Below are 20,314 nucleotides of genomic sequence, written 5' to 3' on the forward strand. Positions count from 1 at the left end.
CTGAACTATTCATTATGAAAGGGATTTACATGTCCGATTTGCTCGAAACATTGCAATGGCGCTACGCCACCAAAAAGATGGACCCGGCGAAAACTGTGCCGAAAGACAAGATCGAGCGCATCCTGGAAGCCGTGCGCCTGACGGCCAGCTCCAGCGGCCTGCACCCGTATGAAGTGTTCGTGGTGACGAATCCGGCCCTGCGCGAGCAGATCAAGCCGCATGCGTGGAACCAGGCCCAGGTGACGGATTCCTCGCACCTGCTGGTGTTTGCCGCCTGGGATAATTACACGGTGGAACGCATCAACGCCCGCTTCGACCTCGTCAACGAAGTGCGCGGCTTCAGGAATGAAGGCTGGGAAGCGTACCGCCAGCAGATCCTGGCCACGTATCCGCAGCGCGACGCGGAAACCAACTACCAGCACGCGGCACGCCAGGCGTATATCGGCGTGGGCACGGCCCTGATCGCCGCGGCGCAGGAAAAAGTCGATTCGACGCCGATGGAAGGTTTTGACCCGGCCAAGGTCGACGAAATCCTGGGCTTGCGCGAAAAAGGCTTGCGCTCCGTCGTCATGCTGCCGCTGGGCTACCGTGCCGGCGAAGGCGACTGGCTGGTGGACCTGAAAAAAGTGCGCCCCGCGCGCGCGCAATTCATCACCGAGCTGGCGTAAGCGCTTCGCAAGTGACTGAAAAGCGGATGCCCTCACCGGCATCCGCTTTTTTTTTGTCCGTTCAGGCCGCCTGCGGAAAGCGCACCGTCACCTGCAAGCCCCGCCCCGCCTCCCCGTCGGCCAGCGCGATGTCGGCCTGGTGGTGCTCGGCGATGTGGCGCACGATGGACAGGCCCAGGCCGCAGCCCCAGGCGTCGTTGCCGTCGGGGCGGAAGAAGCGGTCGAACAGACGCGCATGGTGCTGGCGCGGCACGCCGGGGCCGTTGTCGGAGACGCGCAGCAGGGGCCGGCCCTCTTCCAGCGCCGCCTGCAAATCGACCCGGCCGCCCTGCTGCGTGTAGCGCAAGGCGTTGTCGATCAGGTTATTGAGCAGCACTTGCAAGCCGTCCGGGTCCGCTTGCACCAGCACCGTGGCCGGCAGCGTTTCCACCACGCCCAGGTCGATTGCGCGGCTGTCGGCCAGCGCGCTGTGGTCGGCCACGGCCGCTTCCAGCAGCTGTCCCAGGTCCACCGTGTGCAGCTGGCTGGCCGCCAGCGCCGTCTCATGGCGTGCCAGGCTGAGCAGCTGGCGCACCAGGTGCGTGCTGCGGTCCAGCCGTTCATGCAGGCGCGCCAGGGCCACGCGGCGTTCTTCCTCGCTGGCGGCGCGCTCGGCCACCTGCAGCTGCAGTTTCAATGCCGTCAGCGGCGAACGCAATTCATGCGCGGCATCGGCGACAAAGGTGCGCTGCGCCGTCAGCGCCGCCTCGAACTGCCCCATCAGGCTGTTGAGCGCCAGCGCCACGGGCCGCAGTTCGGGCGGCATGTCGTCGGCCGCCAGCGGCGTGAGCGCATCGGGCGAACGGCCCGCCACCGATGCGGCCAGGCGCTGCAGGGGCGCCAGCGCGCGTCCCACCACGACGACGATCAGCAGCCCCAGGAGCAGCGCAAACGCCAGCAGCGGCGCGCCCGCCCGCACGGTCATTTGCCAGGCCAGCTGGTCGCGCACGGCCTGCGCCTGCGCCACCTGCACGTAGCGGCCGCGCCGCGTCACGCCGTACAGGCGCCAGTCCTCGCCCTGCACCAGGACATCGGCAAAGCCGGCCAGCGCATAGCGCGGCAATTGGGGCTGGTCCGGCAAGACGGGCAATGGCTGCCCATCCTCGTCCCACGCCTGCAGCACGAACGCTTCTTCCGGGTCCTGCGCGGCGGGCAAGCCCGTCTGCGGCTCGAATTCGTCGGGCAAGGCCACGGCCAGCTGGCGCAGCTGCAGATCGGCCAGTTCATTGGTTTCTTCCAGCAGCGAGCGGAACAGTGAAATGCCCGCCCCCAGCACGCACAGCAAGGTGGCGGCCAGCAAGCCCAGCTGCAATTGGCGGCGGATGGTCAGCAAGATGCTACCCGCATCTTGTAGCCCACGCCGCGCACGGTCTGGATGCAGTCCGCACCGAACTTCTTGCGCAGCTGGTACACGTACACGTCGACGGTATTGCTTTCCACTTCGCTATCCCAGCCATACAGCTTTTCGCCCAGCTGGCGCTTCGACACCACCTTGCCCGGATGATCGAGCAAGGCGCGCAGCACGGAAAACTCGCGCGGCGGCAGCTTGATCTGTTCTCCCTCGAACGTGACGTCGTGGCTGGCCAGGTCCAGGGTCAGCGCGCCATGCTCGATGACGGAGCGCGAGCGGCTAACCCGGCGCCGCAGCAGCGCGCGAATGCGCGCCAGCAGCTCGTCGAGGTCGAACGGCTTGACCAGGTAATCGTCGGCGCCGCTGTCGAGCCCTGCCACGCGCGCAGGCGTGCCGTCGCGCGCCGTGATGATCAGCACGGGCAATTCGGCGCCCCGCGCCCGCATGGCGCGCAGCACGTCCATGCCTTGCTTGCCGGGCAAGCCCAGGTCCAGCAGCATCAAATCGTAGGCAAAGCCGGCCAGCGCCAGCTCCGCATCGTGGCCATCGCGCACCCAGTCCACGGCATAGCACTCGCCGCGCAAGCCTTCGACCAGGCTTTCCCCGATCATCGGATCGTCTTCCACCAGCAGCACGCGCACCCGGGCCTCTCAAGATCTTGAAAAAGCCGTCATCTTACCTTGGCTGGCGCCGCGCCGCATGCGCTGCTGCAGTGGCCTTACCTGGAGCCAGACCCGCGGAACGGTGGGATATTGCCTTCTTGCGGATACAGCGCCACGCCTTTCGCCAGCGGCGCCGCCGCAGCGAGCGCCTCGCCAGGCTGGGCCGCTTGCGATACCGGCAGAAAGGCCAGCAGAGATACCGCGCCCACACAGAAAATAGCCTTGATTTTCATATCATTCCTTAAAGGTTGCATAGAAAAATATCGGATCAATATATTATTTCATATATTAATAAACAGGCAATACCAACCCACGATAGCTGCATGACGACAACAAGTCAATCTTGGCAGCAACTGAGTTGCCCAGCCCTGCGCCAGCCGGGCTAGCCCGTTTGTGTCCGCACATGCCATGCATGGCGTGCATTCACGATACCGTGACTATGTGCGCATTTGGCGCGTTTTTTATGCGGTATATTTTCCTTCCCTTCACGCATCTGGAAAGGCATGCCATGTCCAGTTCCACCCAAGATACCGTCATCGTCAAGGCGGCGATTTATCCGCCCATCGGCATTGCCCGCGTGGGCAACAGCCCCAGCGAATACTTTCTGGGACCGGAGGTGCCGGAACCGGCGGCGCGGCCGGCCGGGTATTACCGCGATGCGTCCGGGGCCATCAAGCGCCAGGCGGCGGGCTTTCGCCTCTACGGCCTGAATGCCGCCGGCGTGGCAGTGGCCGAATTGAAAGCCGGCAATGCCGACATCGAATGGTCCGTCACCCTGGCCAACACCAAGGCCGCGTGGTACCAGTTCCAGATCGCGCTCGATATTCCCGAGGCGAATGTCACCCAGCCCTCGTTCCTGCGCAACATGGCCGTCACCGACCGCGCGCAACTGTCCATCACGCCGGGCGAGCGCAAGATCAGCGGCAGCGACCGCCAAGGCGTGGCCTTCGACAGCGGCCGCTTCATGGGCACGCCCGTCTACCTGGGCGAATTGCGCACGGATGCCATGGGACGGCTGATCGTGCTGGGCGGCCATGGCAAGTCGGCCTCGTGGAATGGCGCGCGCGCCATCACCTTCGCCAACAATGAAGGCTGGCATGACGACACGGCCGACGGCCCCGTCTGCGCCACGGTGCACTATCAGGGCAAGGCCTTGCCCGTCGACATGGCCTGGGTGGTCGTGGCGCCGCCCGACTACGCGCCGCAGCAAAAGTCGGTGCGCACCATGTGGGACTTGATGCGCGACCTCTTCGTTTCGGAAGGGAAGCTGGCAGCGCCTGCCGTCCCCTCGTTCCAGGACGATATCCGTCCCATTTTCGAGCGCCTGTCCAACCTGCAATGGGTCAATGCCGGTTTCGCCGCCGCCTTCGGCTGGGATGGCAGCACGCCGTTCAGCCGCGACGAATGGATGGCGCGCCTGGCCAGCCCGTCCGAAAACCGCAAGGAATGGCGCAACGTCATCTATAACCAGTTCCGCCAGTTCGAGCGCGATGCCTGGGCGCCATCGCCGTGGCCATGGCTGTATGGCGACGCGATGGCCATCCCGCCGGCAGACACGCCGCGCCAGAACTGCGCGCTGAGCAACTTGCAATTGCGTTTCCTCAAGCAATGGGCGGCCGGCGAGTTCACGGACGACTACGCGCCCGGCAAGGTGCCGCCGCAAAGCCTTGCCGACGTGGATGTGGCGCAGCAACCGGACACCCTGCTGCGCGCTGCCATGGAATTCTGCCTGGCCGACGCCTTCCACCCCGGTTGCGAAATGACCTGGCCCATGCGCCAGGCCAGCATGTACAGCGCGCCGTTCCGCCTGGCGCACCGTCCGCCGGGCTGGGTGGAGCCCGATTACGGCGCCGTCTTGACACCAGACAACATCGGCAGTCCCTGCTCGGCGCAGATCGCCGGCGGCGTGACGCGCTGGATGGCCGTGCCATGGCAGACGGACACGGCCAGCTGCCGCTCCGGCTACCAGTCCGACTACGATCCCTATGTGCCGACCTTCTGGCCCGCGCGCGTACCGAACCAGGTGATGAGCAAGCTCGCCTACGATACGCTGATGAACCGGGAAGTGCCCGTCGACGACCGCCTGGCCGCCTTCGCCCGGCGCGCCGCGTGGATACGTCCGCTGGGCAACATCAGCTATGAAGAGCAGATCAACAACATGATCGCCGACCTGGCGCAAGTGGGCGTGGTCGAGGTGCGCCCCGGCCCCTCGGACGTAGCGGGCTTCCCCGCCTTCCTGCAGGTGGAAAACCTGCCGCAACCCGCGGCGGGCAAGCACCAGCTGCGCGTCGCCGCGGCCATACCCGACGAGTTCGTCGATGTCGACCTGGAGGGCACGGAAAAAGCGCGCCACTTGCAGCGCCACCGCTTGTGACGGTGCTGCAGGCCGATGTGCTCGTCGTCGGCGCCGGCCCGGCCGGCGCCTGCGCCGCCCTGAATCTGGCGGGCCGGCACCGGGTGATGCTGGTCGACCGGCTGGCCGCGCCGTCGGCGCGCATCGGCGAATCGCTGCCGCCGGCCGCCGCGCGCCTGCTGCGTGACATGGGCTTGCTCGAGGCCTTCCTGCGCCAGGGCCATGCGCCCTATCACGGCAACCGCGCCTGGTGGAATGGCGCGCAGGCGGAGCACCATTTCCTCAGCGATCCCGATGGCCACGGCTGGCACCTGGCGCGCGGGGCGTTCGACCAGTGGCTGCGCGACGAGGCGCGCCAGCGCGGCGCCGCCCTGCTGGCGCCGGCCAAGGTCGTGGACATCGCGCCGGAGGACGGCGGCTGGCGCGTGCGGCTCGAGACGCAGCACGGTCCATGCGACACGGCGGCGCGCATCGTCATCGATGCCACGGGACGCAGCGCGCGGCTGGCCCGCAAAGTGGGCGCGCGGCGCCAGCGCAGCGATCAATTGATATCAGTATGGCAATACGGACAAGACCACACGCCTTCCGCGCGGGGCTTTGCCCATATCGAGGCGTGCGAACACGGCTGGTGGTACAGCGCGCCCCTGCCCGGCCAGCGCCGCGTGCTGGCCCTGCATACGGATGCCGACCTGCTCGCCGACAGCGCCATGCGCGATGCCGGCTGGCTGGAAACGGCGGCGCGCAGCGTGCCCGCCACACGGGAATTGCTGGAGCAGCAAGGCTATGCGGCCGATACGCCCGCCATGAGCACGCCCGCCCATACGGCCACCCTGGACGCCGCTGCGGGAGCGGGCTGGTTCGCCGTCGGCGATGCCGCCATGAGCTTCGACCCGCTATCGTCGCAAGGCATCTTCAACGCCCTGTACACGGGCCTGGCCGCAGCCGAAGCCGCCGACCGCACGCTGCGGGGCGACGCTGCGGCTTGCCAGCAATACAACGTGGAGCTTGCAGCCATCGGCACGGCATACGGCCGCCACCTGGCATACTGTTACGGCCAAGAAACGCGCTGGCCGTCGGCGCCATTCTGGAACCGGCGCCAGCCGCCCGCGGCCCGCTGACTCGCCGGCCCGCACAAAAACGCCGCACCGCCGTTCTGCTACATGCTTGCCATTATGGCCGCATGGCCAGCGCCCCGATCACCAGCGCGCGCATGCCCAGGTCAAACTCGGCCTCGATGGCGTTATCGTCCTCGTCCCCGTCTTGCCATGCGTCGCCGGCCGGCGCATACGCGGTGTCGGCCAGCGCCACGCAGTGCAAGGCCACGGTCGACAGCAGCCAGCGGGCGCGCTGCTTCGGCAACTGGTAGGCGTGCGCCACCTGCGTCTGGTGGGCGTCGATCCGGGCCAGCATGGCCGGTGTCGTCGCTTTCCTGCGCAGCAGGTAGGGCGCCAGCCCCGGGTGCGACTTGACCAGTGCGCGCAGCGAAGCGCTGAAACGCAGCAGGTAGTTCTCCAGGTCCCCCTCGCCGGGCGCCGGCAATTGCCAGCGCGAAAAAATCTCCTCCGCCACCAGCAGTTTGAGCGCGGCCAGGTGCGCCACGTGCTTGTACAGCGCCACGTGGCTGACGCCCAGCAAGGCGGCCACGCCCGTGAAGGTCATGGCGGGCAAGCCCAGCGCGATGCCCGCGTCCGCGATGCGCTCGCGCGTGATGCTGGGGGGACGCCCGGGACGGGGCGAAGTTGTGGCAATAGTCATCGTGATTGTCCGTGGCGGCAGCTGCGTTGTCGGTTTCAGATAATTAGTTTAGCATGATGAAACTAATTACCCAATACCAAGGAGTACTTACCATGGCAACACCCCCAGAACAGCAATCCAGCGGCCCCCTGCGCAACGCCGAGCATGACCGCAGCCTGCATGAAGTCACGGCCGCCGTCGTCGCCATCGCACACCCCGTTCCCAGCGTGCTGCGCGTCACGGCCCGCCTGGAGCGTTCCGGAGACGATCCTCACTGGGCGCTGCCCAACGTGGCTTTCCGCATCCATCTCGACGGCCCCGCGTATGGCGGCGCCTCGCGCATCTACACCGTGCGCAGCTTTGACGCGCAGGCAGCAACGTTTACCTTCGATATCGTGCGGCATGCACACGCGAGTCCGATGATGCGCTGGGGTAGCAACCTGCGCGCAGGCGATGTCTTCCGCCTGACGGGACCGCGCCCGCAATTCGTCGTTCCTGCCGGCGCCGAAAAGAAAATCGCCCTCTTCCTCGACGAGACGGGCATTCCCGCCCTGTACGCCATGTTGCAGCAATGGCCCGCCGGCGCGGCCGGCATCGGCTGGGTCGTGACCGATGATGCCGCCGCGTTCGAGGAATTACCCACCGTGCCGGGCCTGGCATTGCAGCGCCTGGGCACGGCCCACGTGGCGCCGGACGGGCCGCTGGCAACCCAGGCCAGGGCCTTGCCGGAACCCCACGATTACGTCATCTGGGGCGCCGGCGAACGCGATGAAATGCGCGCCATCCGCCAGTATTTGCGCATGGACGCGGGCCTGGCGAAAGAGCAGGTGCTGGTGGCGGGCTACTGGAAACGGGGCGTCAGCAACACGGACATCGATCTGCGCCGCCGGCAAAGCTTCGAGCAGCTGATCGCCAATGGCGGCACCCTGGCCGACTTCGACGACCTGGCCGTCGAGGTGTAAGCCGGCGGGCAACGCCGGACCCGGCGCGTTAGCGGGCGCTGAAGTCGAAGTCCCACAGGCCCTGCTTGCGGTTCACGGTCACATCCACTTCGGTGGCCGTGACAGGCACGGTGTAATGCGTCATGTCCGAGAAATTCTGCACGATATAGGTCTGGCCCACCATGGGCGGTGTTGCCACCATGAAGTAGAAATTGGGCAGGTACTCGAAGCTCACTGTCATGCTCGCGTCGACATACGGCATGCTCACCACGGGTTTGCCATTGACGTACCAGTTGCTGACGAACTGGATGTAGGGGTTGGTGTGGTTGATGACGCCACACTGCTGTGGGGTCAGCTTGCTTTGCGCCAGCGCGGCGGAAGCAGGCTGCAGCTCCGGCGACAAACCCACCGGGCTCACGGCCTTCAATAGCTGGCCCGGCACGATGGATTGGCGCTGCGAGCTGATCTTTGCATCCTGGGCGCCCAGCCAGGTCACGTCGGTCGTGATGCTGTCATCGTAGGAAAACTTCTCGGTGGCGCCAGCAGTGCCGTTCAACACCTGCCAGGCGTGGATCTGGTAATTGCGCTGTGGATTCTGCGGCTTCAAAAAGACCAGTACGTTCTTGCCTTGCAGCTCATCGTCTGACACGTTGTAGTGGATGTTGAATTGGGTTGCCATCGTTTGCTCCTTGCTCGGGGTCTGTACGGATTCAGGAAAAACAGCGCTGTCGCAGCAGTCCGTGACGTCTTCCCGCCGCGGGCGCTGGGCGAAGCTGCGCTAACAAATTGATGCAAGTTAATTTCCAAAATGCAATTATATGGCCCTGCATATCTCGCGATTCTCTCCAAAAATCACACCAGCAATCGCAGCATGCATTGTTGCCGACGAAAATAGCCATCATCAATGCGCCCAGCGATTGCTTGACTTGTCAATTAAGATTCATTAACTTACTAGTAAATTATGAGCAATGTACGGTGCGCGGCAAGCGTTGCAGCGCACTGCCACCAACAGACCCAGCCTGCCGTAAAGTCGCACTGCGGCGCCGGTTCCACCGCACGCTTACACCATGACGGGCCGCCATGCCGACACACGATTCTTCCCCGGCCCATCCGCTGGCCACGGCGCTGGCCCTCTCGCTGGGCGCCGCCATCGCGCTGGGCCTGTCGCGCTTTTCCTACGGCTTGCTGCTGCCGCCCATGCGCGCCGACCTGGGCTGGTCCTACCTGCTGGCAGGGTCCATGAACACCTTCAATGCGCTCGGCTACTTTCTCGGCGCCCTGGCCGCGCCGGCGCTGATGCGCCGCCTGGGCGTGTGGCGTTTGCTGATCGCCGGTTCCGTGCTGGCCAGCCTCTTCATGCTGATGTCGGGCCTGGTCAGCGACACGGCCGCCCTGTTCCTGCAGCGCGTGTGCGCGGGCGTCGCCAGCGCCTTCATTTTCATCGCCGGCGGCGTGCTGGCGGCCCGGCTCGGTTCCATGCACAGCCAGCGCGCCGGCTTCTACATCGGCCTGTACTACGGCGGCACGGGTTTCGGCATCGCACTGTCGGCCCTGCTGGTGCCGGCCGCGCTGGCCTCCGCGCACGCGCACGGCGCCGCCCATGCATGGCAATGGCCCTGGCTGGCACTGGGTATCGCCTGCCTGGCGGCTACCGCCCTCATGGCCGTGCCAGCGAAAGCCATCGGCGAAGTGCCGCGCACCCTCGACGCCCCGCGCCCCTTCGCCTGGCGCGATTTTGCCCCCAGCCTGGCCGGCTATTTCATGTTTGGCGTCGGCTACATCGGCTACATGACCTTCGTCATCGCCCTGCTCAAGCAGCAAGGCATGCCGCCCACGCAGATTACCGTGTTCTACACGCTCCTGGGCCTGGCCGTGGTGGCATCGTCGCGCATCTGGGCGCGCATGCTCGACCGCTACATGGGCGGCGAATCGCTGGCGATCCTGAACGCCGTGCTGGGCGCAGTCACCATCCTGCCCGCGCTGACGAGCTTTGTGCCCGTCGTGTTCATTTCCGGCCTGGTATTCGGCGCCGTATTCCTGTCGGTGGTGGCGTCGACCACGGCCCTGGTGCGGCATAACTTGCCGCAGCCATCGTGGACGGCCGGCATCAGCGCCTACACGACCGTGTTCGCGCTGGGCCAGATCGTCGGCCCCATCGTCGTCGGCTGGATTGCCGACGGCCCCGCGGGACTGGAGCGGGGCTTGATCGCCTCGGCCATCGCCCTCTTCATCGGCGCGGCACTGGCCGCGCGGCAAAAGGCGCTGGCGCCAGTCGCATAGTAGACTGCAAGCCTGTCCCACTTTCGCAGGAAACACACGATGAACACCGATGCACGCAAACTCCCCGCAACGATGGATGCCGAAACCCTGGAATTCATCCGGGGCCTGTTCGCGCTGGTGCGCGAAGGCGATACGCAGCAACTGGGCGCCATGGTCGCGCAAGGCGTGCCCGTCAACTTCCGCAACGAAAAAGGCGACAGCCTGATCATGCTGGCCAGCTACCACGGCCACCTGGAAACGTCGCGCCTGCTGCTCGAAGCGGGCGCCAACGCCAACGTCCCCAACGACCAGGGCCAGACACCGCTGGCCGGCGTGGTCTACAAAGGCTACCTGGACATCGCCGAACTGCTGCTCAAGCAGGGCGCCAGCGTGGAAGGCGCCAGCCCGGACGGCAAGACCCCGTTGATGATGGCCGCCATGTTCAACCGCCTGGCCATCCTCGACCTGCTGCTGCAGCACGGCGCCCGCATCGACGCCGTGGACAGCCGCGGCATGAGCGCCGTCTCGCTGGCCAAATCCATGAATGCGCAGGAGACCCTGGCACGGCTGGTCGGCTTGGGGCAGACGGCGTAAACGCGACGGCTTGGGCACCGCCACTGTCGCTCCGCAGAATGGGCACGGCTGAGTAGATGTAGCCTATCACCGGGGGCCATAAAAAACGGACAAGCTTAACCAGCTCGGGGATCCCTTTCTCGGTTTTCTATTTTCACTCATCATCTGCGACTTTGAAAAAATTTTTCGGAAACAATTTCCTCATTTCTTCGCGCCGACCTGAAAAAATAGCGAAACTATCATTAACGTCCGAAATGTTTTGAGTCACTCTGACTATAAATCCATCACCGATCTTTTCCACAAAAAATCCTGCCGCTTCCATTTTTTGAATGTCGATATCCTTGCAGAAATCAGGACCATAGTACATAGCCCATCCAATTCCACAAATTTCCGGATTCAGGGATGCATTAAAGGACCCCAATCGAAAACTATCGTACTTACCAAGCCCTTTCAGCTCTTCTTCAACAAATAAATGCAACATGCCAATTTGCGGGGGAAGAATACAGCACCACGACCTGAATAGTTCATAAAAATTCACTTTTGATGTGTAATCAGAAGTAAAACTAATTTCACCTGGAACAACCTGAGATTTTACATTTCTCTTTATATGTGTTATATCCCCAAAAGATTTTATCGATTTCTTCCGTCGCCATGCAAATGTATCCGCAACTTCAAACGTGCCACCGCTATAATTTAAAGTGACACGAGTCGCCCAGAAATTTTCAACAGATTTCTTTCCAAGAAATGGCCCACAAAATTTATCTGGATTGTGAGAAATCTGCTCCGGAGCGAGACTTCCTTGGTATTCATGCAACGTATCTACAATAGCTTCCCCGACACACAAATTAATTGTTTCGGCCTTCGTCCTGATGTTAATTTTTATATACTCTTCCATAATTATCACATTTTCTTAATTGTTTTCGCAACAGGATCATATACACATATATCGCCACCCGTTTTTTAATTTCAGCAACAAGATTCTTGGATATGGTTTTATTTCTTGTGGGGAGACGGGAGACGCACGGAGACGGGGTCAGGTCCGCCATTACGACACGGCCTGAGGCATACCGACATAGGAACCTCTGCGCAAGCTCAGTGCCAATGTGCATTGTTCAGGCACCGTCTACCGCATGACGCGACCACTACGACTTGAGTTCGCCGCTGCTCTCTAGCACGTTACTTCACGCGGCGACCGGCATCTGTCCGCGCCAAGCATCCTCATGAAATTTATCAGAGACAAAAGACTAAGTAACCGCCCCACCCGATTTACCTTCAATATCCCGCAACTTATAAAGTTCATCATAAGGTAGCGAATGAAATTCAATGATTGATAGCTCTTCCCCTGCAATCTTCAAGACATCTGCAAGTCGAGAAAACGATTCGCGAGGTCCATAAAGATCAATATTTGATACCGGCACTTCACGATTGACTAACTGACCGCTGAACAAGCGCTGAGCAGATCGCAGTTCCAATTCCAGCCAACAATCCTTAACCCTCTTAAAAATATCAGTTACATCACCTCGGATTGATTCCAAGTCGATGCTAATTCTCCCCCAGTCAGGATTGCCAATTATGCGATCAGTTCCAGAGTCGTCTTCCGAAAAAATTCCGCCACAATTTTCACATATATTTTCACCCTGCGGGATTGTTGCCCCGCACATCTCACAATGCTTCATTCTGACCCCATATGGTAAGTTCGCATGTTTTTATAAATAGTACGCAGGTCATCATAGGTCTTAGTTCCGCCCCAGATCTGAGGGAGACGGGGTCAGGTCCGCCATTACGACACGACCTCAGCCATACCAACATCCAAACCTCTGCGCAATCTCAGTGCCAATGTGTACAGCTCAAATACCCTCTACTACATGACGCGACCACTACGACTTGAGTTTGCCGGTGCTCTCTACCACGTTACTTCGCGCGGCGACCGGCGTCGTGCCATTTACCGGGACGATACTGATCGCCTTGCCTGGCAAAAAGTGCTTGCCTTGGTATGCGAGCGGCACCATTTTGTCGTGTATAGCTTTTGCCAAATGGGCAATCATTATCATCTGCTCGTTGAAACGGTCGAGGCAAATCTGTCACAGGGCATGCGTCAACTGAACGGCTTATATACCCAGCATTTCAATCGGCGCCACAAGCATGTCGGGCACGTATTGCAAGGTCGTTACAAAGCTATTTTGGTGCAGAAAGAAAACTATCTGTTGGAATTGGCCCGCTACATCGTCCTGAATCCAGTCCGGGCGCACATGGTCGTATCGCCAGATACCTGGCCCTGGAGCAGTCATCGCTACTTTTTGGACGACGCGGCGCCTCCATGCTGGTTGGCACGTGACTGGCTCTTGAGCCAGTTTGGCGCTACGCGCGACGAGGCAGTTCCTGCTTATTGCCGGTTTGTCGCGGCAGGTATAGGCGAGGCGAGTCCGCTCTCTCGCATCTGTCACCAGATTCTTCTTGGCGATGAAGCCTTCGTTTCAGCACATCAGCAATCGCAGCGTTCCGCAGCATTCAAAGATACGCCAAGGCAGCAACTCCGCGCTGTCGCACTATCACTCGCGCAATATCAAGCCCTCTATAACAACAGAGACGAGGCAATGGCACGCGCTTACCTCTCAACCGCTTTTACCATGTCTCATATCGCCGCCGCTTTTCATGTCTCGAGCAGGACAGTCAGCCGGGCCGTATCGGCATTTAGCAAAGCTCAACTTTCCGCGGATGGACAAAGCTGAGATCGTGTACGAATGGCGGACCTGACCCCCCTCGCAAATTACCGCAAGAATCCGTCTCTGAATGCATCCTCCTCATAACCCAATTCCATAGAGAATTTATTGGCATCAACATTTACCGTGAATTCACAACGTGTCCATGCTGGCTGCTTGTTAGCAACCATAAATTTCTGATGTGCGCCAGCCAAGTAATGAAGTTTCATCGTATCGGAATCATTGATGGAAAATTCGCTCTCATTGATTCCATTGTTCGAATAAAATTCAAACTGACTGACATCCCCCTCGGGAGAAAGGGCTGCAATCATCAGAATTGTTTTTGCATCTTCCGGAGCGATGTCATACAAACATTGTCCAATCTCTTTAGATATTTCAACATCTTTCGAATCCATTTTTATCCTCATGCTCTATTTTTAAAAACAACTTTATACAGAATATTATCCACCTTGTATTCCAGCATAAATGAAGTGGCTCTGGCGCCAGCACCCACATAGGCGGGCAGCGTATCAACGCTTACATTCTTTCCATCTTTTAACGCATCAGCTCTTGGCTTTTCCATGGCTTTTCACTGACACCTGAGCAGTTAGCGCGTGTTCTCGAGATCGCCATGCATGCCGGGGCAGCCTCGGGCTCCCGCAAGCTTCCCCTGTTTTCGCCAAGGAAGCTTGTGTTTGAGTGCCTCTGCCAGAGCCGGCAAAATCAGGGCCCGCTACTATTGCGTTTTCTTTTCCTCTTTTTTCACCAGCTTCCCGTTGATAAAGGTAACGATATTGTTCGGGTCCTGTTTCTTAGGAAAATCGTAACCCGGCACCGGATTGCTGACCGTGACGCACCCGAGAGCACCCGTGCCATAGCAGCTATGCGCGCTGTATGAAGTGTTGTATACATTGATAAACTCCACAAGGGAAGCGATGATGTTGCCGGGATTCATGGTCGTCAGCACAGGAATCGGATCATTTTTCATGTACGTATAGCGGTATAGCTCCTTGTCCGACGACGTTTGCGTGTTCACCTTGCCGAACGAGGAATACAGATCCGTGTTCGAAATGCCCGGACCGAAGGCCTGCAGCGTCAGGTTCGGATTGACAAAACCATTGCTCGCGGCAATATCCAGGCCATTCCTGGCGACGATCGCGCCGCGGCTGTGCGCCAACAGCAGGTTCTCCGTATCCTGGCGCCCCATCAGTACCTGCGCCAGTTCCTTGTCGCCAGCCGAATAGCCCAATACGGGCGCCAGCAATTTTTCATAGCCAGCCAGGAGCACATCCGCGAAGCCGTCTTTCGTCTGCTCGATGTGCATCAGGACGATGACATCCGGCTTTTTATTGTCGGCATCGAGAAGCACGTTCTGGTAGGCCAGTTCCGCGGCGCGGTCCATGCCATTGCGAATGCCATTGACGGCCAGTACTCCTTTCATGGCGATGGCCTCCTCCTTGGTGATCTCTTCCTTCACGAGCAAACGGGGGTCCTTGATGCAGGCATTGCGGTCGCCAGAACAGCTCAGCTTGTAGAACTTGCTGGGGGTATTTGCCGCAATAAAGGTTTGATCCGTGTAGTAGGTAGCCTCGCCATACATGGCATTCTTGAAGCCTTGAACGATCTCGGCATTTTTCGCCAGTTCCTGGACATTCTGCTTTTCCGCCGCCGTGTGCGCCACGCCCGTATCGCGGTTCAGCGCCGCAATGGCAGCCGCGCCATCTTGCCCCGTCAATGCCTGCTGCTGTGCATTGTCGCGTATCGTCAGCACGCCATTGCTGACCGTGCTGCGCGTGAGTCCGTTCGAGGAAGCGGAGTCGGAACTGTTATTGAGCAGGTTTTTCGCCACCAGCTTGCTGCCTTCGTACAGGTTATCGGTGGCATTCGGCCGGCTGCCTTCGTTGATCAAGTCAGTGCCACCCGGGCCTTTCCCCTTGCCGATATCCTTGCTGCCAGCCACCTTGTCAGCTCCCTCCTTGTTGCCCTGCTCCTTGTCTTTCTTGGCGTCCGGATCGGCAAAGCTGAAGCCGCCGCTCAGTCCCATGCTGCTGGCGTCAGCCACCGAGTGGTTCTTGATATCGCTCTGCGTGAGCGTTCCCGTATTCAGGCTGTTGGCCCCGGGCGCGGCACCGCTGCTGATAATGGCGCCCTTCAGGTCCGTATTGCCGCCAACCATGATCTGGAAACCGCCTGCGCCGGCCTTGATGCCGCTTTGCTCCTGCACGCTGGCATAATCGCTGTGCATCTTGCTCTGATTAAAACTGGCATTCACGCTGGCGCCGGCGCCATAGGTTCCGCTCACGCTGACACTCTGGTTCTTGCTGTCGAACTTGGCCGTATCCTGCAAACTTTCCAGATTTAAATTGCCCTGGATATTGGCAATCACCTGGCCGGCATTTGCCACCGCGCCCTTGATCGTGGTGTCGCCACCGCTATTAATCACCAGCAACTGGCCAGCATTGACGTGCGTGTTCAGCTGGGTACTGCCTTCGCCATCCTGCTTGCCCTGACTGGCGCTGATGCTGCCGGTCAGGCCAAACGCCGGCCCGCTCTTGCTGATGTTGGCCGAGACACCCGCCGACACACTGAGGCTGGAACTCCTGGTGTGCTGGCTTTCCGTATCCTGCACCGCCAGCAGGTTGACCTGATTGTCGGCGCCCAGGCGGACGGTGCTGCCAGCGTTCAGCTCACTGCCGAGAATATTGATGTTGCTATCCTTGCCAGCGCCCGTGGCCGTAATATTGATGTTGTTGCCGCTCAATATGCTGCCGCTATGCGTCGTGCTGGCCGTCGTTTGCGTCTGTTCGCTTTCCGAATGGCCATAGGTCAGGCTGATGCTCACGCTCGGACCTTGCTGGGCAATCGCCGCCTTGGCATTCTTGGCGGCCAAGGCGGCCGTGGCCGCAGCCATGGCCTGCACCCGTCCGTTGCTCGTCTTGCCCATCGCCTCGCCCATGCCTTGCACGGTTTGAATGGCGCTGACCACGCTGCCGCCCACGGCCAGGGTGAAGCCGTCCTGCACCGTCTTGGTGACAACCTTGCCCTTCTCGTTATCTTGTCCCGGTTGGATGGTGACACTTTTCCCGATGATATCGAGGTCCGTTGCGGCGGCAATGTCGCTGCCGCTTATTTTTACGCCGTTACCAGCGATCATCGTCAACGCGCCACCCGTGGAACCGATCATGCTGCGCGCGTCACCGCTTTGCAAGGTGGCATCGCGTTGCTGGTCCACGGTCGTGCTGTTGGTTCCATAGGTGAAGCCAAAACCGCCACTGCTCATGAAACCGCTTTTCTTGGTATTCGTGTGATGCAGTTCGTACACCGTATTGGTGGCCGCGTCGATCGTGATGTTGTTACCTGCCAGTAAACGCGTCGCATCGTCGCTCAAGATATTCGAACCTGTGACTTGCAGATCGTGCCCTGCCTGCACCGTCACGCTGCTGCCGCCCAGCGAGGTGCCGATCGCCGTGGTGGTGTCGACCACGTCATGCTTGGTCGTCGTGGTCTTGTTCCAGAAGCCTTTCTTCGTCGATTTGCTGGCGGTATCGCTCACTGCATTCTGGAAACCATTGACCAGGCTGATGTCATTGCCCGCCAGCAGGCCCAGCGCCCCGTTCGCCTGCACGTCCGCCGCGCGCGCCGTCAGGTCATGGCCCGCCTGCAGATTGACGTTGCCGGCGCCCATGATCTGGCTGCCCACTTCCCCCGTCTTGCTCTGCTTGCTGTAATTGTCGGCGTTGCGTATGTCATTCTGAGTGGAGGCCACGGTGACGGTATTGAGGGTCAGGTTATTGCCCGCAATCACGCTGGTCTGGCCATTCACGCCCGCGTTGGCGATCACGCCGCCCGTCACCGTCACATCGCGCCCGGCCTGGACGATGAGGGCATTGCCCTGGTCCGTGCCCGTCACGTACATGCCTGCCGTCGAGCCGATGGTGGTGCTGGTCGACGTGTAGCTTGGCCCGTCCTGGCTGGCATTGCTGACGGTGGTGCTGACCACGTTGATATCGCGGCCTGCACTGGCCAGCAACTGGGATTCCGCCACAACGCTGCCGCCGCGGTTATTGATGTCATTGCCGGCGATCAGCGCGACTTTGTCGCCGTGTACTTCACCCGCCTGCTGCTCGATACGCTTGGCCGACAAGCCGGTGCCGGAGGTAGCCACCACCGTATCTACGCTCAGGTCGCGCCCGGCAGAGATTGCCGTGACGCCGCCCTGCCCGGTATTGCTGACAATACCGCCAGCAATACTGACATCCCTTCCCGCAGACAGCACCAGGCTGCTGCCACTGGCCGTATCGCCGCTCACGTACAGCCCTGCCACGCGCCCCAGATAGCGCCCGTCTTCCAGCGTATTGGTGGAAATATTAATGTCGCGTCCCGCGCTCGCCTGCAGTGCGCTATTGGCCGAAATGGTGCCGCCGATATTATTCAAGTCGTTGCGTGCCGCGATGCCGACGTTATCGGCGCCGACACGGCCCCCCAGATTGCTGACATTCTCCGCATTCAGCAACACGACTTCACGGCCGGCAATGGTGCCGCCATTCACCAGGTCGCCCGACAAACGGATATCGACCTCCTTGCCTGCCAACAGACTGCCGGCGCCATCGAGGTCGTCTTCGCGCACGCGCACGTAGACTTGCGGCACAAGCACCTTTTGCGTGGAACCATCGGCCAAGGTCACGTCCTGCTCCACCAGCCAGACGATATCGCTGGTCAGCGCCGCCATCTGTGCCGGCGTCAGCGCCAGGCCGGGACGCAGGTCCCAGGTCTGGGCAAAGGCGGCACCGGCATCCATCAGTCCCCGATACTGCTGGTCATCGCTGGAATAGTCGCCGGTAAAGCGTTGCCCCGTCAATTCCGCGATCTGCTCGCGCACCAGGCGTTGCTCGTAAAAACCATCGCCCAGGCGCTTTTGCGTCACTGTCGGATCGAGCTGAACCTTGCTGGTCAGGTAGTCCGACCCCGTCCAGTCCTTGTAATTGGCAAAACGGGGATCCGTTTCCACAAGGAAGCGCGATGCAGGTCCGGGACTCGTCCTGAACAAGCTGGCATTCGGAATTTGCGTGGAAGGCGACGTCGTGCGCACGACTTGCGCGCGCCCCGAAGGGTTCGCCAAAGCCACCTGGCCGATGACCGTCATGCGTCCGGCGGACGCGCCGCCGGCGCCGGCCACCTGCGCTGCGCTGCCGGTGGCGCTCGACACCGTGGCGCCATGCGCTGCGGCCATGCCGGACTGTGTGGCCTTGCCCGGCCCCGTAGCGCCTGCCGCAACTTCCTGCTTGACGCCCGCCAGGCTGAGCGCCTGGCCAGCATTGCCGGCACGCTCGCTCCCCTGCAAGCCGTTGCCGCCGCCCACTGAGGCAGGACCACCTTGCGTATTTTTCGCCAGCAAGCCCGCATCGACCTTGCCGGCACCAGCCACTCCGCCGACGGCGGCAACGCCGCCATCCTGCACACTGCCGTGGCCTGCTGCCTGGCCCCCGCTGCCAAGGCGTCCGCTGCCCTGCACGCCGCCGGTCGCCCCTACCGCATCGGGTCCGCCTTGCGTCCCACCTGCCAGCAAGGCGGGATCGACCGTACCAGCCCCGGCGGCTCCGCCAACGGTACCTACAGAGCCGCCCTGTACACCCCCGTGCCCCGCCGACTGGCCAGCGTTGCCGAGACGTCCGCTACCTTGCAAGCCGCCGGTCCCCCCTACCGCATCGGGTCCGCCTTGCGTCCCACCTGCCAGCAAGGCAGGATCGACCGTGCCAGCCCCGGCGGCACCGCCAACGGTACCTACAGAGCCGCCCTGCACACCCCCGTGCCCGGCCGACTGGGCAGCGTTGCCGAGACGCCCGCTACCTTGCAAGCCGCTGCCTCCGCCGACCGCGCCAGGACCACCCTGCGCATCACGCGCCAGCAAAGCCGAATCGACCGTGCTGGCGGCGCCGCTTCCTGTGGCCGCGCCGGCGGAACTGCCCTGCACCGCGCCATGGCCAGCTGTTTTCCCCGCATTGCCAATCCGGCCACTGCCATCTTGACTACCTTGCGCTGCCACGGCATCCGCGCTCTTGCCATCAGCACCCACCGTGGCGCGGCCAGTATCGATGCCCGACGTTGCCGTCTGTCCGCCCGCACCCGTGGCGCCGGCGACGGCCGAACCGCTAAGCGCGCCGACATTGCCCACCTGCCCCGCATTGCCCGTGCCGCTGGCGCCGTTCAATGCCCCCGTGCCGCTGGCTGCCCCGGCGCCTGTCCCGCCAGCAGCACTCACACCTGCAACGCTGCCAGGCGTGCCACTCACTGCCGTGTGCGTCACATTTGCATTGGTGGCGCCGGTGGCGCTGGTGCCGCCATTGACGCCGCTCACACCTGCCGACGATGGCGATGCGTTTGGCGTTTTTTGATAAATCTGTTTGACCGGATCCGCCGAGCTATGCTCAACCGGAGTCAAGGAGCTTTCTCCCATCGGTTTCTGAACATAGCCGCCCCAGGCGCTCGATGGCACATACAAGACATTCTCGGATGTTCCCGTCTCCTTCGAATAGGTATGCAAATCAATTTGCGGATTGACCAGCGCTGTCCCTTCCATGTAGAGCTTCCCACCCGCAATGACATGGCTTTGCTCATTACGCGCATCGCTGGAGCGAATCGTCACATTGCCACCCGCCAGCAGTTTCGCCGGATCGGTATCCACCACGGTTTCTGTACGCGAGGTACGTGTCAGCCGGTAGATGGTGTACTCTTTTTGTACTATCCCATTTGCATCAACAATCTGACCACCTACACTTCGAAAGCGCTTGTCCTTTTCACCAGGGAGCAGGCTCCCGTACTCTATGACACTTACAGTCCCGCTATCGAGCGTCTCGATCCTGAAATGCGTATTTAAATTTCGGAACTGACTCGTCCCCATCTCCAGATTCCCCAGCGCCTCGATCGTCGCGCTGGCATTCGTCACCGATCCCGCCCAGCCCGTGGCGATGCGGTTGCCGTCCAGATAGCCGCCGATGGCCATGTCGCCGCCGCTGAAGATCAGGCCGTGTTCGCGGT

General features: G+C 61.5%; 18 protein-coding genes. 8 read left to right on the forward strand and 10 right to left on the reverse strand.

The window, feature by feature from the left end; all coding sequences use genetic code 11:
• Positions 1–29: 29 nt before the first annotated feature.
• Complete coding sequence (locus GCN75_RS24200) at positions 30–668, forward strand: NAD(P)H-dependent oxidoreductase (RefSeq protein ID WP_152284666.1); 639 nt, start codon at positions 30–32, stop codon at positions 666–668.
• Positions 669–729: 61 nt separating this feature from the next.
• On the opposite strand, the gene GCN75_RS24205 is transcribed toward GCN75_RS24200, so the two are convergent.
• From GCN75_RS24205 to GCN75_RS29335, 3 genes are all read right to left on the reverse strand, one after another.
• Positions 730–2,040: an ATP-binding protein gene (locus tag GCN75_RS24205; RefSeq protein ID WP_152284667.1), complete on the reverse strand. Its 1,311-nt coding sequence runs from the start codon at positions 2,038–2,040 to the stop codon at positions 730–732.
• Complete coding sequence (locus GCN75_RS24210; RefSeq protein WP_152284668.1) at positions 2,034–2,699, reverse strand: response regulator transcription factor; 666 nt, start codon at positions 2,697–2,699, stop codon at positions 2,034–2,036. The genes GCN75_RS24205 and GCN75_RS24210 overlap by 7 nt, the downstream gene beginning before the upstream one ends.
• Before the next feature lie 77 nt (positions 2,700–2,776).
• Positions 2,777–2,953 (reverse strand): hypothetical protein, encoded by a 177-nt coding sequence (locus GCN75_RS29335; RefSeq protein ID WP_193317636.1) that lies wholly within the window; start codon positions 2,951–2,953, stop codon positions 2,777–2,779.
• Positions 2,954–3,228: 275 nt separating this feature from the next.
• On the opposite strand from GCN75_RS29335, the gene GCN75_RS24215 reads away from it, so the two are divergent.
• On the forward strand, positions 3,229–5,094 hold the full coding sequence (locus tag GCN75_RS24215) for a LodA/GoxA family CTQ-dependent oxidase (RefSeq protein ID WP_152284669.1): 1,866 nt from the start codon (positions 3,229–3,231) through the stop codon (positions 5,092–5,094).
• Positions 5,091–6,191 (forward strand): tryptophan 7-halogenase, encoded by a 1,101-nt coding sequence (locus GCN75_RS24220; protein WP_152284670.1) that lies wholly within the window; start codon positions 5,091–5,093, stop codon positions 6,189–6,191. The genes GCN75_RS24215 and GCN75_RS24220 overlap by 4 nt, the downstream gene beginning before the upstream one ends.
• 52 nt (positions 6,192–6,243) lie before the next feature.
• On the opposite strand, the gene GCN75_RS24225 is transcribed toward GCN75_RS24220, so the two are convergent.
• Positions 6,244–6,828 (reverse strand): TetR/AcrR family transcriptional regulator, encoded by a 585-nt coding sequence (locus GCN75_RS24225; RefSeq protein ID WP_152284671.1) that lies wholly within the window; start codon positions 6,826–6,828, stop codon positions 6,244–6,246.
• A gap of 92 nt (positions 6,829–6,920) precedes the next feature.
• Here GCN75_RS24225 and GCN75_RS24230 point away from each other — a divergent pair, with 92 nt between their 5' ends.
• On the forward strand, positions 6,921–7,769 hold the full coding sequence (locus GCN75_RS24230) for a siderophore-interacting protein (RefSeq protein ID WP_152284672.1): 849 nt from the start codon (positions 6,921–6,923) through the stop codon (positions 7,767–7,769).
• Positions 7,770–7,797: 28 nt separating this feature from the next.
• On the opposite strand, the gene GCN75_RS24235 is transcribed toward GCN75_RS24230, so the two are convergent.
• Entirely contained in the window at positions 7,798–8,427 is a 630-nt protein-coding gene (locus GCN75_RS24235) for a hypothetical protein (protein WP_152284673.1), read from the reverse strand.
• A 401-nt stretch (positions 8,428–8,828) separates the two neighbouring features.
• Between GCN75_RS24235 and GCN75_RS24240 the strand changes: the two genes are divergently transcribed.
• Both GCN75_RS24240 and GCN75_RS24245 read left to right on the forward strand, forming a co-directional pair.
• Positions 8,829–10,028, forward strand: a complete 1,200-nt coding sequence (locus GCN75_RS24240; protein WP_152284674.1) for a YbfB/YjiJ family MFS transporter — start codon at positions 8,829–8,831, stop codon at positions 10,026–10,028.
• Between the two features lie 39 nt (positions 10,029–10,067).
• Positions 10,068–10,601: an ankyrin repeat domain-containing protein gene (locus tag GCN75_RS24245; protein WP_152284675.1), complete on the forward strand. Its 534-nt coding sequence runs from the start codon at positions 10,068–10,070 to the stop codon at positions 10,599–10,601.
• Between the two features lie 133 nt (positions 10,602–10,734).
• Here the strand turns inward: GCN75_RS24245 and GCN75_RS24250 are convergent, their stop codons facing one another.
• Together GCN75_RS24250 and GCN75_RS24255 are read right to left on the reverse strand one after the other, a co-directional pair.
• Positions 10,735–11,475 carry a hypothetical protein gene (locus GCN75_RS24250; protein WP_152284676.1) on the reverse strand — a complete coding sequence of 247 codons (741 nt, stop codon included), beginning with the start codon at positions 11,473–11,475 and terminating at the stop codon, positions 10,735–10,737.
• A gap of 349 nt (positions 11,476–11,824) precedes the next feature.
• On the reverse strand, positions 11,825–12,241 hold the full coding sequence (locus GCN75_RS24255) for a hypothetical protein (RefSeq protein ID WP_193317637.1): 417 nt from the start codon (positions 12,239–12,241) through the stop codon (positions 11,825–11,827).
• 204 nt (positions 12,242–12,445) lie between these two features.
• Between GCN75_RS24255 and GCN75_RS24260 the strand changes: the two genes are divergently transcribed.
• Complete coding sequence (locus tag GCN75_RS24260; protein WP_152284678.1) at positions 12,446–13,309, forward strand: transposase; 864 nt, start codon at positions 12,446–12,448, stop codon at positions 13,307–13,309.
• A 38-nt stretch (positions 13,310–13,347) separates the two neighbouring features.
• Here GCN75_RS24260 and GCN75_RS24265 read toward each other — a convergent pair whose 3' ends face one another.
• The 3 genes from GCN75_RS24265 to GCN75_RS24270 all read right to left on the reverse strand — a co-directional run bounded on the left by GCN75_RS24265 (position 13,348) and on the right by GCN75_RS24270 (position 19,634).
• Positions 13,348–13,695: a hypothetical protein gene (locus tag GCN75_RS24265; RefSeq protein ID WP_152284679.1), complete on the reverse strand. Its 348-nt coding sequence runs from the start codon at positions 13,693–13,695 to the stop codon at positions 13,348–13,350.
• An 8-nt stretch (positions 13,696–13,703) separates the two neighbouring features.
• Entirely contained in the window at positions 13,704–13,862 is a 159-nt protein-coding gene (locus GCN75_RS29340; RefSeq protein WP_193317638.1) for a hypothetical protein, read from the reverse strand.
• 153 nt (positions 13,863–14,015) lie between these two features.
• Entirely contained in the window at positions 14,016–19,634 is a 5,619-nt protein-coding gene (locus tag GCN75_RS24270; protein ID WP_226941545.1) for a hemagglutinin repeat-containing protein, read from the reverse strand.
• A gap of 180 nt (positions 19,635–19,814) precedes the next feature.
• Between GCN75_RS24270 and GCN75_RS29675 the strand changes: the two genes are divergently transcribed.
• Positions 19,815–20,153: a hypothetical protein gene (locus GCN75_RS29675; protein WP_226941546.1), complete on the forward strand. Its 339-nt coding sequence runs from the start codon at positions 19,815–19,817 to the stop codon at positions 20,151–20,153.
• Positions 20,154–20,314 lie beyond the last annotated feature (161 nt).

The sequence above is a fragment of the Janthinobacterium violaceinigrum genome, assembly GCF_009208555.1.
GTDB lineage: Bacteria > Pseudomonadota > Gammaproteobacteria > Burkholderiales > Burkholderiaceae_D > Janthinobacterium > Janthinobacterium violaceinigrum.